The following is a 13,406-nucleotide window of genomic DNA, read 5'->3' on the forward strand; positions in this document are numbered from 1 at the left end:
AGTGCTATGATTAGATAGATTTATTCGCTATAACTTTTTTTAACGTGCCTATATAACCCATTAGTAATCAATAATGAAGATTACTTCAGTTATTTTTTGTAATTTTGCATCGAAATTGTAATTTAGCATATTTAAGGTAAAGAAATGCAAGACATTAGAAACATTGCAGTAATTGCACACGTCGACCACGGAAAAACAACATTGGTCGACAAGATGATGCTCGCTGGAAAACTCTTCCGTGACGGACAGGATAACAGTGGCGAAGTTCTCGACTCCAATGATTTGGAGCGTGAGCGAGGTATAACCATTCTTTCAAAGAATGTATCAATAAACTGGAAAGGTATAAAAATCAATATTCTAGATACTCCGGGACACTCTGACTTCGGCGGAGAGGTTGAGCGTGTGCTGAATATGGCAGATGGTTGTCTTTTGCTTGTTGACGCTTTTGAGGGTCCAATGCCTCAGACTCGTTTCGTTTTGCAGAAAGCTCTGCAACTCGGGTTAAAGCCAATCGTTGTTGTGAATAAAGTTGATAAGCCAAACTGTCGTCCTGACGAAGTTTACGAAATGGTTTTCGACCTTATGTGCGATTTGAATGCCACTGAAGAGCAGCTTGATTTTAAAGTTGTTTACGGTTCTGCAAAGAACGGTTGGATGGCAGAAGATTGGCAAAAGCCAACAGATAATATAGAATATCTTCTTGATAAGATTATAGAAATTATCCCAGCTCCAAAGCATCTTGACGGAACTCCTCAGATGTTGATTACTTCTCTTGACTATTCTAGTTATACAGGTCGTATAGCTGTAGGTCGTGTTCACCGTGGTGAATTGAAGAATGGTATGAACATCACTATCTGTCATCGTGACGGAACTAAGGAAAAAACAAAGATTAAGGAATTGCGTACTTTTGAAGGTATGGGTCACAAGCCTGCCGATGTAGTAGAAAGTGGTGATATCTGTGCTGTTGTCGGTTTGGAGCGTTTTGAGATTGGTGATACTATCGCAGACTGGGAAAATCCAGAGGCATTGCCACCTATCGCTGTTGATGAGCCTACAATGAGTATGCTTTTCACTATTAATGATTCTCCATTCTTCGGTAAGGAAGGTAAGTTCTGTACTAGCCGTCATATCAATGAACGTTTGCAGAAAGAACTAGAAAAGAATCTAGCTTTGCGTGTACGTCCTTACGAGGATTCAACTGATAAATGGATTGTTAGTGGTCGTGGTGTACTTCACCTTAGTGTACTTGTTGAGACAATGCGCCGTGAAGGATATGAACTTCAGGTAGGTCAGCCACAGGTAATCTATAAGGAAATTGATGGTGTTAAGTGTGAACCTATTGAGGAACTCACAATCAATGTTCCACAGGACTATTCTAGTAAGATGGTTGATATGGTAACTCGCCGTAAGGGTGAATTGACTGGTATGGACACTGAAGGTGATCGTGTAAATATTACATTTGATATTCCTTCACGTGGTATCATTGGTCTTCGTACCAATGTACTTACTGCAAGTCAGGGTGAGGCTATCATGGCACATATTTATAAGGAATACCAGCCATACAAGGGTGAAATCACACGCCGTTTGAACGGTTCAATGATTGCCATGGAGACAGGTACTTCATTTGCTTATTCAATTGATAAACTTCAGGATCGTGGTAAATTCTTTATTGACGCAGGAGAAGAAGTTTATTATGGTCAGGTTGTAGGTGAGCATATTCATGATAATGACCTAGTTATCAATGTAACAAAGGCAAAGCAGCTTACTAACGTGCGTGCCAGTGGTAGTGATGACAAGGCTCGTGTAATTCCAAAGACTGTGATGAGTCTTGAGGAATGTCTAGAATACATCAAGGAAGATGAATATGTAGAGGTAACTCCTAAGAATATGCGTATTCGTAAAGTCATCCTTGATCATCAGGGACGTAAGCGTTCAAATAAGATTTAATATTTAATAGATCTATATTATGACTGGATTATACATTTTTATAGCACTTATAGCAGTAGCCCTCATTGGATGGGGAGTTGCTGAATTGAAGAGCCGTACTATAACATTCAAGCATTCTGAGGCTGAAAAAGAAGAGGCAGAACTCATTCATAAAGAGCAGGAGGAACGCGGATTCAAGGAGCAGGATCTTAAGGATTTGCTAGCTCATAACAGTACAAAAGGCTACAATGCAGTAGATTAAATGCAATAAATTCAATATCAAGGCGTTTCATAATAAAATACTTTTTATTATGAAGCGCTTTTTCTTTTTATTATCTCTTTGTGCAACGACATTTTTTTGCAGTGCGCAAAGCCGTGTTGGAACATTTTCAATCATTCCAAAGGTTGGTGTATGTCTGTCTAATATGACAAACAATGATTTCATTATTGGTAAGAACACTGTTTGTTCGCCAAAATACAAAGCTGGTTTTACTGGTGGAGTAGAGGCAGAATATCAGTTGACATCACCATTGAGTGTGTCTTTGGCTGCATTATACACAATGGCGGGCTGTCGATATCTTGACGAGAGTGGATTAAGTGCTTCGTCAACAGTAAACTATGAAGGTTATGCAGATCATACAGTGAACGTAAATGTTATAAATGTTCCGCTTACGTTGAATTATTATGTGGCAGATGGATTGGCTATTAAAGCTGGTTTGCAGCTAGGGTTTCCTGTTGATACGAACGAAAAATACGAAGTAACACCTTTTACTATTAATGATCGCACGGGAGAGCATTCTTATGGTACGATGGTGAAACATAATGAAAATACCAACGATAAATATAAGAGTGTTGATGTGTCAATACCGTTGGGCGTATCTTATGAATACATGCATGTTGTAGTTGATGCAAGATATAATATTGGTGTTACAAAAAACAACAAGGTAAACGATTCCAAAAGCAACTTCTTTGCGTTGACTGTGGGATATAAATTTGATATGTGAAATAGATAATGACTAAATTAATCAATACTTTAATACTAATAATACTTATTTTTTCACAGACTTCTTGCGAGCGGGTAAGTTTTGATAAGTCTGATATCGAGAACAAAGATGGTTTTGAACTTAATTTCCATGTAGGAAATATTGATACTAGTGGTATCGATGATGTGTCGAAAGTGTGTAATAAGATAAACTTTGCTGTCTATGACAGTATTGGAGATAGGGTGAAATCTATCAGCCAAAGTTCTGATTATGACAATGATTTCGGCACGGTTAAAGTCTGCTTACCAGAGGGGAACTACAAGGTAGTGGCTTTAGCGCATAATGGCAAAACCAATGCTTCAACTACAAACATGAACAGAATAACTTTTAATGGAAAGGTGACAGATACATTCGTTTATAGTGAAGACATCAATGTGAGCGGAAATTCTGATTATCAGATGACTCTTAAAAGATGCGTCGCAAAGATATTGTTCACAATCAAGGATAAGGTTCCTGATGAAGTCAAGCAGATAAAGTTCTTTTATACTGGTGGCAGTAGTACTTTGGATGGTATTAGCGGTTGGGGATGTGTAAACTCACGGCAGACCGAAATACGTGATGTTAAAGCGGAAGCTCGTGCCGATTCTTCAGTTTATGAATTATATACTTTTCCGCAAGATTCAAATGGCAGTTTGGATATAACTGTTTCGTGTCTTGATAGTTCAGGAAATATTCTTTATGAGAGGATGTTTGATGATGTAAAAGTTTCAAAGTGTGGTATTACAACATGTACAGAAAAATTGTTCTCCGAAGGTGAAATTAGTTTGTCAAAAGATCTTGTTTTGAAAGCTGATGACGAATGGCGTGATGGAGAAATATATAAGTTTTGATAAAAATAGTAAGTTGACAATTATAATGTAATTGCCAACTTGCCAAATGTCATAGCCTAGATAGGGTATACCAGATTTTCTTCTTTGATATTTTCCAATACTTCATGCAGATATTTTGCTGCTTCATATTTTGCCATTGGAAGATCATGAAGAAGATAATTACCGCAGTCTTTTGCCGCAGCCCCAGGAATGTCTCCTTCGAAGTCGGCTACAAACTTAAAAGTTCGCTTCATAAGTTCAATAATATCCTTGCTTTCAACATCTCCCTTTAGTAGCAGATAGTTGCCTGTAAGACATCCCATTGGTCCCCAATATATTATACGGTCTTTCCATTCGGCATCATTACGAAGGTATGTTGCGGCAAGGTGTTCAATAGTGTGTATAGCACCATTATGCAATACAGGTTCTCTGTTGGGTTCCTTCATTCTGATGTCAAAAGTGGTGATGGTCTCGTTGCCAACATTATCTTTGCGACTAACGTAAATACCACGAAGAAGTGCCTCGTGATTTATAGTAAAACTTGGTATCTTGTCCATAATTATTTATTTATAGCGTCAATAAAACTCTTTGTAACTTCAAAACTTCCTTCAGCCATACGGTCCCAGAAATCGAAATACATTTGTGCCTTGTTGTCTTTAAGTGGAACATCACTTATTATTCTGAAACTGATAAACGGTGTACCAAAGATATGGCATGTTTGTGCTATGCTGCAACTCTCCATGTCTACGGCTGTAGAAGCAGGGAACTTATCCATTATCTGTGACATCTTTTCTCGGCTGTCAACAAACCACTCTCCACTTACAGTAAGTCCCTTCTTTATTTTAAGTTCTCCATGATTTAGTTTCAACGCCACACTTACCAAATTTTCAGGTGCTTTGAAACGTGCCGGCATACCGAGAATTTGTCCAAATTCGCAGTTGTCTCCACAATATGCGTCATGATATGTACATTCTTCTGCTACAACAACGTCACCTACATTCAGTGTAGTGTCGGCTCCACCGGCACATCCTGTAGATATAATAAGGTCAGGATGATGCTCAGATATCATCTTTGTTGCACCAATAGCAGAATTAACCTTACCAATGCCGCATTTCTGAATTATGATATTTTCATCATTATGAAACACTTTTTCCAGTTGTGCGAATTCTTTATCCATCGCAACTATAATTCCAATCTTCATATTTTATATCTTTTCTTTGGTGCAAAGTTAATAAAAACCTCATCTTATGAACAAATAAATTATTGTTATTTATAGATAATGTGCATTGATGTCCTTTTTTTTGAGGATAAACGTATATATGTATTATGTATTTATATGTTTCATTGATACATAATAAATCTTAATTTTGGTACGATGTTATATTTTGATACGTATATAGTGAAAATAGTGTCATATTGTAATGGTAGTACTCTTTGTATCTTACAGTTTTATACTTTGTGTCTATTTTGATATCTTTTTGTATTGTGTTTTATCTTTTTAGCTATCGTTTTGCTAACTTTGCAGCGCAAATAGTAAACAAATTGTAACCAATAAACCATAGAAGATATTATTATGTGTGGAATTGTATCAATATTCAACATCCAAGAGCAAACTCCTGAACTAAGACAGAAAGCTTTGCGTATGAGTCAGAAAATTCGTCACCGTGGTCCCGATTGGAGTGGGATATATTGTGGTGGTTCCGCTATCTTGGCTCATGAAAGATTATCAATAGTAGATCCTGAATCAGGAAAGCAACCTTTGTTCAGTCCTGATAAAAAACAAATTCTTGCTGTAAATGGTGAGATATACAATCATCATGATATTAGAAAACAATATGCAGATAAGTATCAGTTTCAAACAGGAAGTGACTGCGAAGTAATTCTTGCTTTATATAGGGAGAAGGGAATTGATTTCCTAGAGGATATAAATGGTATTTTTGCATTCGCACTTTACGATGCAGAAAAGGATGAGTTCCTTATTGCTCGTGATCCAATGGGAGTTATACCTCTTTATATAGGATATGACAACGATGGAAAGGTTTATGTCGCAAGTGAACTTAAAGCTCTTGAAGGTAATTGTGACAGATACGAGGTCTTTTTGCCAGGACATTATTATAGCAGTCGTGAAGGTAAGATGACGCGTTATTATACGCGCGACTGGATGGATTATGATAATGTGAAAGACAATACGGCTAGTGTTAAGGAAATACATGATGGGTTGGAAAATGCTGTTAAGCGCCAGCTTATGAGTGATGTTCCTTATGGCGTGTTGCTTTCTGGTGGACTTGATTCATCGGTCATTAGTGCTGTTGCTGAGAAATATTCTCAGAACAGAGTTGAGGATAATGGTTCTACAAAGGCATGGTGGCCACAGCTTCATTCTTTTGCTGTAGGACTTAAAAATGCTCCTGATTTGGCTAAGGCTAAATTGGTGGCAGATCATATAGGAACAGTTCATCATGAAATTAACTATACCATACAGGAAGGTCTTGACGCAATACGTGACGTGATATATTTCATAGAAACTTATGATGTTACAACTGTCAGAGCTTCAACACCAATGTACCTTTTGGCAAGAGTGATAAAGAGTATGGGTATAAAAATGGTTCTATCAGGTGAGGGAGCTGACGAAATTTTCGGTGGATATCTTTATTTCCACAAGGCACCTTCAGCAAAGGCTTTCCATGAAGAGACTGTTAGAAAATTGTCTAAATTATATATGTATGATTGTCTTCGTGCAAACAAGAGTCTTGCTGCATGGGGAGTAGAGGGCCGAGTTCCTTTTCTTGATAAGGAATTCCTTGATATCGCAATGCGTACAAATCCAGAAGCAAAGATGTGCCCTGGACAGACAATGGAGAAAAAAATCGTAAGGGAAGGTTTCGCTGATATGTTGCCGGCAGAGGTAGCTTGGAGACAAAAGGAACAGTTCAGTGACGGTGTGGGATATTCATGGATAGACACATTGAAGAAAATTACTTCAGATCAGGTCAGTGATGAGCAAATGGAACATGCAGAAGAGCGTTTCCCTATTAATCCTCCACGCAATAAAGAAGAATATTATTACCGTTCTATATTCGCAGAACATTTCCCAAGTGATAGTGCTGCACTTTCTGTGCCAAGTGTGCCAAGTGTTGCTTGCAGTACGCCAGAGGCCCTTGCGTGGGATGAGGCTTTCAAAAATATGAACGACCCTAGCGGAAGGGCGGTTACAGGAATACACGAACAAGCTTATAAAGATTGATTAGGATTTTATTATGATTACAGTTACCAACACAAACAGAGTAATGAAAAAGAGATGGATAATACTTATGCTCTCAATGGTTATTATAGCCATTTCTGGGCTTTTTGTAGGTGAACCCTCGTTTAAATGTGATTTCACGAAGATTAATGCCGCAGATGTTGCATGGCTAATCACTTCAACAATCTTCGTGCTGATGATGACTCCAGGACTGTCATTCTTCTATGGCGGAATGGTTGGAGCTAAAAATGTTATTTCCACGATGCTTCAAAGTTTCATCGCGATGGGACTTATTAGTATTCTTTGGGTAGTTTTTGGATTCAGCCTTGCTTTTGGTGATGATATCGGGGGAGTTATAGGCAACCCATTAACGTTCTTGATGTTTAAGAATGTCGGAGCAGGAGTTTATATGACAGCTACAGGTAAAGTACTTGGTGGTGCTACAATTCCTCTTGCTTTGTTTGCTTTGTTCCAAATGAAATTCGCAATTATAACACCTTCTTTAATTACTGGATCTTTTGCAGAACGTGTTAGATTTTCTGGCTATATGTTCTTCATGATATTCTTCTTCGTTGTGATTTATTGTCCGCTGGCCCACATGGTTTGGCACCCAGACGGTCTATTTCTGAAATGGGGAGTTGTCGATTTTGCAGGTGGTATTGTGGTTCATGCATCTTCTGGTGTGGCGGCTTTGGCTGGTGCAATATTCTTAGGACGCAGAAAAAAATCAACGATAGACGCAGAACCAGCAAATATTCCATTTGTATTACTTGGTGCAGCATTACTTTGGCTTGGATGGTTTGGATTCAACGCTGGAAGTTCACTTCATGCAGATGGTACAGCGGTTAAGGCATTCCTTAATACAAACACAGCAAGTGCAACAGCTATGATGACATGGATATTCTTTGATTGTCTTCGTGGACGTAAACCTTCTGCTATGGGTGCTGCTGTTGGATGTGTTGTCGGTCTTGTCGCAATTACTCCTTCTGCTGGATATGTAACAGTGGGACAGAGTATCTTTATCTCTTTTGTTATAACAATTATATGTAATATTGCAGTTTATTGGCGCAGTCATTCAAGAATTGATGATGCCTTAGACGTATTCCCAACTCATGGAACTGGTGGTATTTTCGGTACAGTTCTTACAGGTATATTCATCCAAGGTGGATTAATAGCTGGAACCTGGGCTGGTTTTATAGTATTCCTCTATCACATATTGGCCGTTGTAATCGTATTTGTTTATACTTTTGGTATGAGCTATTTCGGATATTGGCTTATAGATAAGATGATTCCAATGCGAGTAAGTTCTCAAAGTGAGGAAATAGGTCTAGACCTTAGTCAGCACGACGAACATTATGGACTTGCACATGTTGGAGAACGTGAATTAGCAGAGTATGAAGAACACATAAAAACAAAGAATGAGAATAAACAATAGAGTTTAGTTCTTACTTTTTTGTACATACGGGACATAATGATAAAGTTATGTTCCGTATGTTTTTTGTATTATGTTTGGCATGTATCTTTAACATGTGTTGAAGATAGGTGTTGGGTTGAGATAAAAAATGAACAAAATCGTTTTGTCCTCTTCAATATTTGCACTATCTTTGCATGCAGATATCAAAATATAAACGTTTATACAAATACAATGGAAACTTTAAAGAAATATCTGCCAGACCTCTTGGTTGTGGTAGTTTTTGCAATTATCTCTTTTGCCTATTTCTTTCCTGCTGATACAGAAGGACGAATTTTGTATCGCCATGATGCTTCAGCTGGACGTGGTGCAGGTCAGGAACAAAACGAATATCATGATCGTACAGGTAAGATAACGCGATGGTCTAATTCTACTTTCAGTGGAATGCCAACTTATCAGACTGCACCAACTTATAAGAGTACAAGTTTTTTGCATCAGGTTATTAGGGCGTATCACTTGTGGTTACCTGAGAACGTGTGGTATGTTTTTGCATATCTTTTGGGTTTCTATATTCTGCTTCGTGCGTTTGATTTCAGACAATCGCTTGCAGCTTTGGGTTCTGTTATATGGGCATTCTCATCCTATTTCTTTATCATTATAGCTGCAGGACATATATGGAAGGTGATGGCTCTTGCTTATCTTCCGCCTATGATAGCTGGAGTCGTACTGTCGTATCGAAAGAAGTATCTATGGGGATTTATAGTTACCGCGATTTTCTCTGCGTTTGAGGTCGCTGCAAATCATGTGCAGATGACATATTACTTCTTGTTTGTGATATTCTTCATGATTATAGCATATCTAGTAGAGGCTATAAAGCAAAAGAATTTAAAGCATTTCGGAAAGGCTACGTTAGCATGTGCTGCCGGTGCCCTCATCGGAATAATGCTTAACATATCCAATCTCTATCATACTTGGCAATACTCTCAGGAAAGTATGAGAGGAAAAAGTGAATTGGTAAAGAAGAATACTGCTAATCAAACAAATAGTGGACTTGATCGTGACTATATAACTCAATGGAGTTATGGTGTTGACGAAACTTGGACATTGCTTGTACCAAACACTAAAGGTGGTGCTTCTGTGCCATTAGCTGCAAATGCTAAGGCTATGGAAAAGGCTGATCCTAATTTCATGCAGATATATCAGCAAATGGGGCAGTATTGGGGCGAACAGCCTGGAACGAGTGGACCAGTATATGTAGGTGCGTTTGTGCTTATGTTGTTTATACTAGGATTGTTTATTGTAAAAGGACCGTTGAAATGGGCTATGCTTGGTGCAACGGTATTGAGTATACTGTTGTCGTGGGGACGAAACTTAATGCCTTTCACTAACTTTTTCATAGACTATATCCCTATGTATAGTAAGTTCCGAACGGTGGCGTCGATTCTTGTTATTGCTGAATTCACGATACCGCTGCTTGCAATGCTCACTTTAAAGAAGATTGTTGATGAACCTGAGATACTAAAACGCAAGATAAAGTTTGTCTACATTAGTTTTGGACTTACTGCTGGTGTTGCGTTACTTTTTGCAATTATGCCTAATGTATTCTTCTCTGATTTCATTTCTTCATCAGAAATGCAGGCTCTAAAGAGCATCCCCGCAGAATATATAGGTCCGTTAGAAAGTAATTTGCGTAGTATTCGTGAAAATATATTTACGTCAGATTGTTGGCGTTCATTCTGGATTATTGTTATAGGTTCTTTCTTCTTGTTCCTTTTCAAGGCAGGAAAGCTAAAGGCTCAGTATATGATTGGTGCTATAACTTTGCTTTGTCTTATTGATATGTGGCAGGTAAACAAGCGCTATCTTAATGATGATATGTTTGTTGAACAGAGTGTTCGTGAACAAGCACAACCAATGACAGCAACAGATAAACAGATTCTTCAGGATAAGAGTTTGGATTACCGTGTGCTGAATTTGTCTACCAATACATTTAATGAGAACGAAACAAGTTACTATCATAAGAGTATAGGTGGATATCATGCTGCAAAACTTCGTCGCTATCAAGAACTGATTGAGGCTTATATCAGTCCTGAAATGCAGAAACTAATGCCTGCAATATCAACCGCTGGAGGTGATATGACAAAGGTCAGCGGTGACAGCATCTTCCCAATACTGAATATGCTTAATGCAAAATACTTTATTGTTCCTTTGCAGGGTAATCAGACGGTAGCAATACAGAATCCTTATGTATATGGTAACGCTTGGTTTGTAGACAAAGTTGATTATGTAGATAATGCAAATCAGGAAATAGATAAAGTTGGGAAAATAGACCTTCGCCATGAGGCTGTTGCTGATTCTAAATTCAAGAAACAACTTGGACAGTCTAAGCCGCAAGACAGTACGTCTTTGGTTAAGATTACTTCATACGAGCCAAACAAGTTGTGTTACGATGTGAAGAGTGCAACAGGTGGAGTAGTGGTCTTCTCTGAAATATACTATCCTGAATGGACTGCGACTATCGATGGTAAGCCTGTTGAATTAGGTCGTGCCAACTACGTGCTTCGCGCATTGAATGTTGCACCAGGCAGTCATAAGGTTGTGCTTACATTCTATCCAAAGAGTGTAGACCAGACAGAGACGATTGCTTATGTTTCTTATGTAATACTTCTGCTTGTAGTTTTGCTTACGGTATATATAGAACGTAAGAAAGAAAAGAAAAAGCTCTAGTTTTTTATATTAAATAATAAAAGTCTGCATTGTATCATATTGATAACAATGCAGACTTTTTATAAATTCTATATAACTCTTTATCAAAATTCATCACACGATTCTCTCCAATATAGTTCTTTCCATCGGTCAAATTATGAAACAAATTGAACTATGACTATCAAAAATATTTTTTTATTTTTGATTTTTTCATGCTGTTTCCTACATGATTTTACGAAACGTATTGTTATACAACGCATTAGCTAATGTATAAGAGCCCGTTGTTATACATTTTAGAGAGTGATTAGGCCCTAATCACTTGGTTATCCTACATGCTTTGCAGAGTGATTAGGGTCTAATCACTCAAAGGCGGACCGAAAAAGGTGATTTTATATTTGCTGCACTTCATACATTTTGACTATAATACGAGTTGATTATAAACATTCATAGTTATATTTACGGAATCACGATACATATTTTAGAGTTGTTACTGACTAACTTTATAGTTTCTGAAATCCCTTACGGAAAAGGTTGACATGTCGGAATGTATTATAAATTATTGCTGTCCGATAAAACTTTTTGAGTAATAACAAAAAAGGCTGAATTCATTTCTGAGTTCAGCCTAAAATGTGTTATCTTTGTCTTTACCACAAAATAAATCTAACACATGGGCAAAAGTACACATTTTATCGGACAGCCGCTCTATAGTCAGGTAATAAAATTACTTGATAAGTCTAAAATTATTGAAATCAGTCGTGAAAATGGTGGAGAACGTTATATTAAGCGCTTCGACAGCTGGACTCATCTGGTTGTAATGCTCTATGCCGTAATTATGCGTTTTGATTCTCTTCGCGAGATAAGTACCTCACTGCAAGCTGAAGCGCGTAAACTCTGTCACCTAGGTATTAACATGATGACATCCCGCAGCACATTGTCAGATGCCAACAAGAGGCGTCCAGATGCAGTATTTGAGGCTATATACCGTGATTTGTATGCTACTTATCACACTCGTCTTTCATCGGACAGCCGAAGTGGTAAGGAACCTAAATGGATGAAACAGCTGCAAATAATAGACTCCACAACCATCTCTCTATTTTCGAACCTACTCTTTAAAGGTGTTGGACGTCATCCTAAAACAGGCAAGAAGAAAGGCGGTATTAAGGTTCACACAGTAATCTATGCAAATGAAGGAGTTCCTTCTGATATAAAGTTTACCTCTGCAGCCACCAATGACTCATTTATGCTCAGACCTGCGGTATTGCATAAAGGCGATATCATGGCAATGGATCGGGCTTACATTGACTACGAAAAACTAGAAGAGATGACGCAAAAAGGAGTAATCTATGTTACGAAGATGAAAAAGAACTTGAAATACAGAGTATTGAATGATACTATGTATCAAACGCCTAATGGACTTATGGAAGTGAGAATACAACATGTCTGTTTTACAAAGCATCTAAAAGAGAAAGATATCATTCATTATTCACGGATTATAACTTATGTGGATGAAAAAAAGAAAAAACTTATCCCATTGCTTTCCAACGACATGGAATCTGAGCCCACTGAAATCATTGACATGTATAGGAAACGCTGGGAAATTGAGTTGCTCTTCAAACAGATAAAGCAAAACTTTCCATTAAAATATTTCTATGGGGAAAGTGCCAACGCTATAAAGATACAAATATGGGTAACTCTCATTGCCAATCTGCTTCTAACGATCATGAAGAAGGGATTGACTCGTTCTTGGAGCTTTTCGGGATTAGCGACTATGATCAGAATAACACTTATGTATTATGTTGATTTTTATAGTTTATTCAACTACCCCGAAAAAGATTGGGAAACATATCTGAAAGAGAAGGCAGAGAGTCCGCCAGAACTATCACTTTTTTGATTAAGGAGGCTTGTTCTACAAAATAATGATCCCGAAGTCTTATTTTAAAGGGCTTCGGGAACTATCTATATCATATTTTTAGTTTTATCGGACAGCAATAATTATAAATCAGTTTGGTTCCCAAATATCATTTACAAAGAGAAATGATATTTCTATATTCACAATTCTATGAAAGGCATTATTGTGATTTGCTTTACTGATGAAAACATCACCTAATTGTCCAACCTAAAAAGCGACTTTCGTATTACGATTGGGGCAAAATCCACCGTTTTAAGTACAAATCCGTGCTTATCATGTAGGAATCATGTAGGAAAGATGTAGGAAAAGGCACTCATATACATGGGTTAACATGCTGATTAGTAATTGTTTAAGTCAAAAA

The 13,406-nt window shown here is 37.7% G+C and carries 10 protein-coding genes; 8 read left to right on the forward strand and 2 right to left on the reverse strand.

The features are described from left to right. Positions 1 to 144 precede the first annotated feature (144 nt). From typA to HEQ28_RS12665, 4 genes are read left to right on the forward strand one after another with little or no spacing between them, the layout of a single operon-like run. Complete coding sequence (typA, locus tag HEQ28_RS12650) at positions 145 to 1,947, forward strand: translational GTPase TypA (RefSeq protein WP_434502962.1); 1,803 nt, start codon at positions 145 to 147, stop codon at positions 1,945 to 1,947. 19 nt (positions 1,948 to 1,966) lie between these two features. Further along, positions 1,967 to 2,188 (forward strand): hypothetical protein, encoded by a 222-nt coding sequence (locus HEQ28_RS12655; RefSeq protein WP_434502964.1) that lies wholly within the window; start codon positions 1,967 to 1,969, stop codon positions 2,186 to 2,188. Between the two features lie 49 nt (positions 2,189 to 2,237). After that, positions 2,238 to 2,930, forward strand: a complete 693-nt coding sequence (locus HEQ28_RS12660) for a porin family protein (protein WP_434502966.1) — start codon at positions 2,238 to 2,240, stop codon at positions 2,928 to 2,930. 8 nt (positions 2,931 to 2,938) lie between these two features. Next, on the forward strand, positions 2,939 to 3,799 hold the full coding sequence (locus HEQ28_RS12665) for a FimB/Mfa2 family fimbrial subunit (protein WP_434502968.1): 861 nt from the start codon (positions 2,939 to 2,941) through the stop codon (positions 3,797 to 3,799). A 56-nt stretch (positions 3,800 to 3,855) separates the two neighbouring features. Here HEQ28_RS12665 and HEQ28_RS12670 read toward each other — a convergent pair whose 3' ends face one another. Both HEQ28_RS12670 and mtnN read right to left on the reverse strand, forming a co-directional pair. Further along, entirely contained in the window at positions 3,856 to 4,335 is a 480-nt protein-coding gene (locus HEQ28_RS12670) for an S-ribosylhomocysteine lyase (RefSeq protein ID WP_434502970.1), read from the reverse strand. 2 nt (positions 4,336 to 4,337) lie between these two features. Further along, a complete protein-coding gene (mtnN, locus tag HEQ28_RS12675; protein WP_434502972.1) occupies positions 4,338 to 4,979 on the reverse strand; it encodes a 5'-methylthioadenosine/S-adenosylhomocysteine nucleosidase in 642 nt (213 codons plus the stop codon). 372 nt (positions 4,980 to 5,351) lie between these two features. Here mtnN and asnB point away from each other — a divergent pair, with 372 nt between their 5' ends. From asnB to HEQ28_RS12695, 4 genes are all read left to right on the forward strand, one after another. Then, complete coding sequence (gene asnB / locus HEQ28_RS12680; protein ID WP_434502974.1) at positions 5,352 to 7,022, forward strand: asparagine synthase B; 1,671 nt, start codon at positions 5,352 to 5,354, stop codon at positions 7,020 to 7,022. 43 nt (positions 7,023 to 7,065) lie between these two features. Continuing rightward, the gene (locus HEQ28_RS12685; protein ID WP_434502976.1) at positions 7,066 to 8,454 is read left to right on the forward strand and encodes an ammonium transporter; all 1,389 of its coding nucleotides are present in this window, start codon (positions 7,066 to 7,068) and stop codon (positions 8,452 to 8,454) included. 210 nt (positions 8,455 to 8,664) lie between these two features. Then, complete coding sequence (locus HEQ28_RS12690; protein ID WP_434502978.1) at positions 8,665 to 11,157, forward strand: YfhO family protein; 2,493 nt, start codon at positions 8,665 to 8,667, stop codon at positions 11,155 to 11,157. A 646-nt stretch (positions 11,158 to 11,803) separates the two neighbouring features. Continuing rightward, positions 11,804 to 13,027: an IS4 family transposase gene (locus tag HEQ28_RS12695; RefSeq protein ID WP_434501766.1), complete on the forward strand. Its 1,224-nt coding sequence runs from the start codon at positions 11,804 to 11,806 to the stop codon at positions 13,025 to 13,027. The last annotated feature ends 379 nt before the right edge of the window (positions 13,028 to 13,406 follow it).

The organism is Prevotella sp. (genome assembly GCF_051059605.1).
Lineage (GTDB): Bacteria > Bacteroidota > Bacteroidia > Bacteroidales > Bacteroidaceae > Prevotella.

Bases quoted from the DNA above. Each gene is read 5' to 3' on its own strand.
- typA (WP_434502962.1), top strand. From the start codon at position 145: ATGCAAGACATTAGAAACATTGCAGTAATTGCACACGTCGACCACGGA.
- HEQ28_RS12655 (WP_434502964.1), top strand. From the start codon at position 1,967: ATGACTGGATTATACATTTTTATAGCACTTATAGCAGTAGCCCTCATT.
- HEQ28_RS12660 (WP_434502966.1), top strand. From the start codon at position 2,238: ATGAAGCGCTTTTTCTTTTTATTATCTCTTTGTGCAACGACATTTTTT.
- HEQ28_RS12665 (WP_434502968.1), top strand. From the start codon at position 2,939: ATGACTAAATTAATCAATACTTTAATACTAATAATACTTATTTTTTCA.
- HEQ28_RS12670 (WP_434502970.1), bottom strand. From the start codon at position 4,335: ATGGACAAGATACCAAGTTTTACTATAAATCACGAGGCACTTCTTCGT.
- mtnN (WP_434502972.1), bottom strand. From the start codon at position 4,979: ATGAAGATTGGAATTATAGTTGCGATGGATAAAGAATTCGCACAACTG.
- asnB (WP_434502974.1), top strand. From the start codon at position 5,352: ATGTGTGGAATTGTATCAATATTCAACATCCAAGAGCAAACTCCTGAA.
- HEQ28_RS12685 (WP_434502976.1), top strand. From the start codon at position 7,066: ATGAAAAAGAGATGGATAATACTTATGCTCTCAATGGTTATTATAGCC.
- HEQ28_RS12690 (WP_434502978.1), top strand. From the start codon at position 8,665: ATGGAAACTTTAAAGAAATATCTGCCAGACCTCTTGGTTGTGGTAGTT.
- HEQ28_RS12695 (WP_434501766.1), top strand. From the start codon at position 11,804: ATGGGCAAAAGTACACATTTTATCGGACAGCCGCTCTATAGTCAGGTA.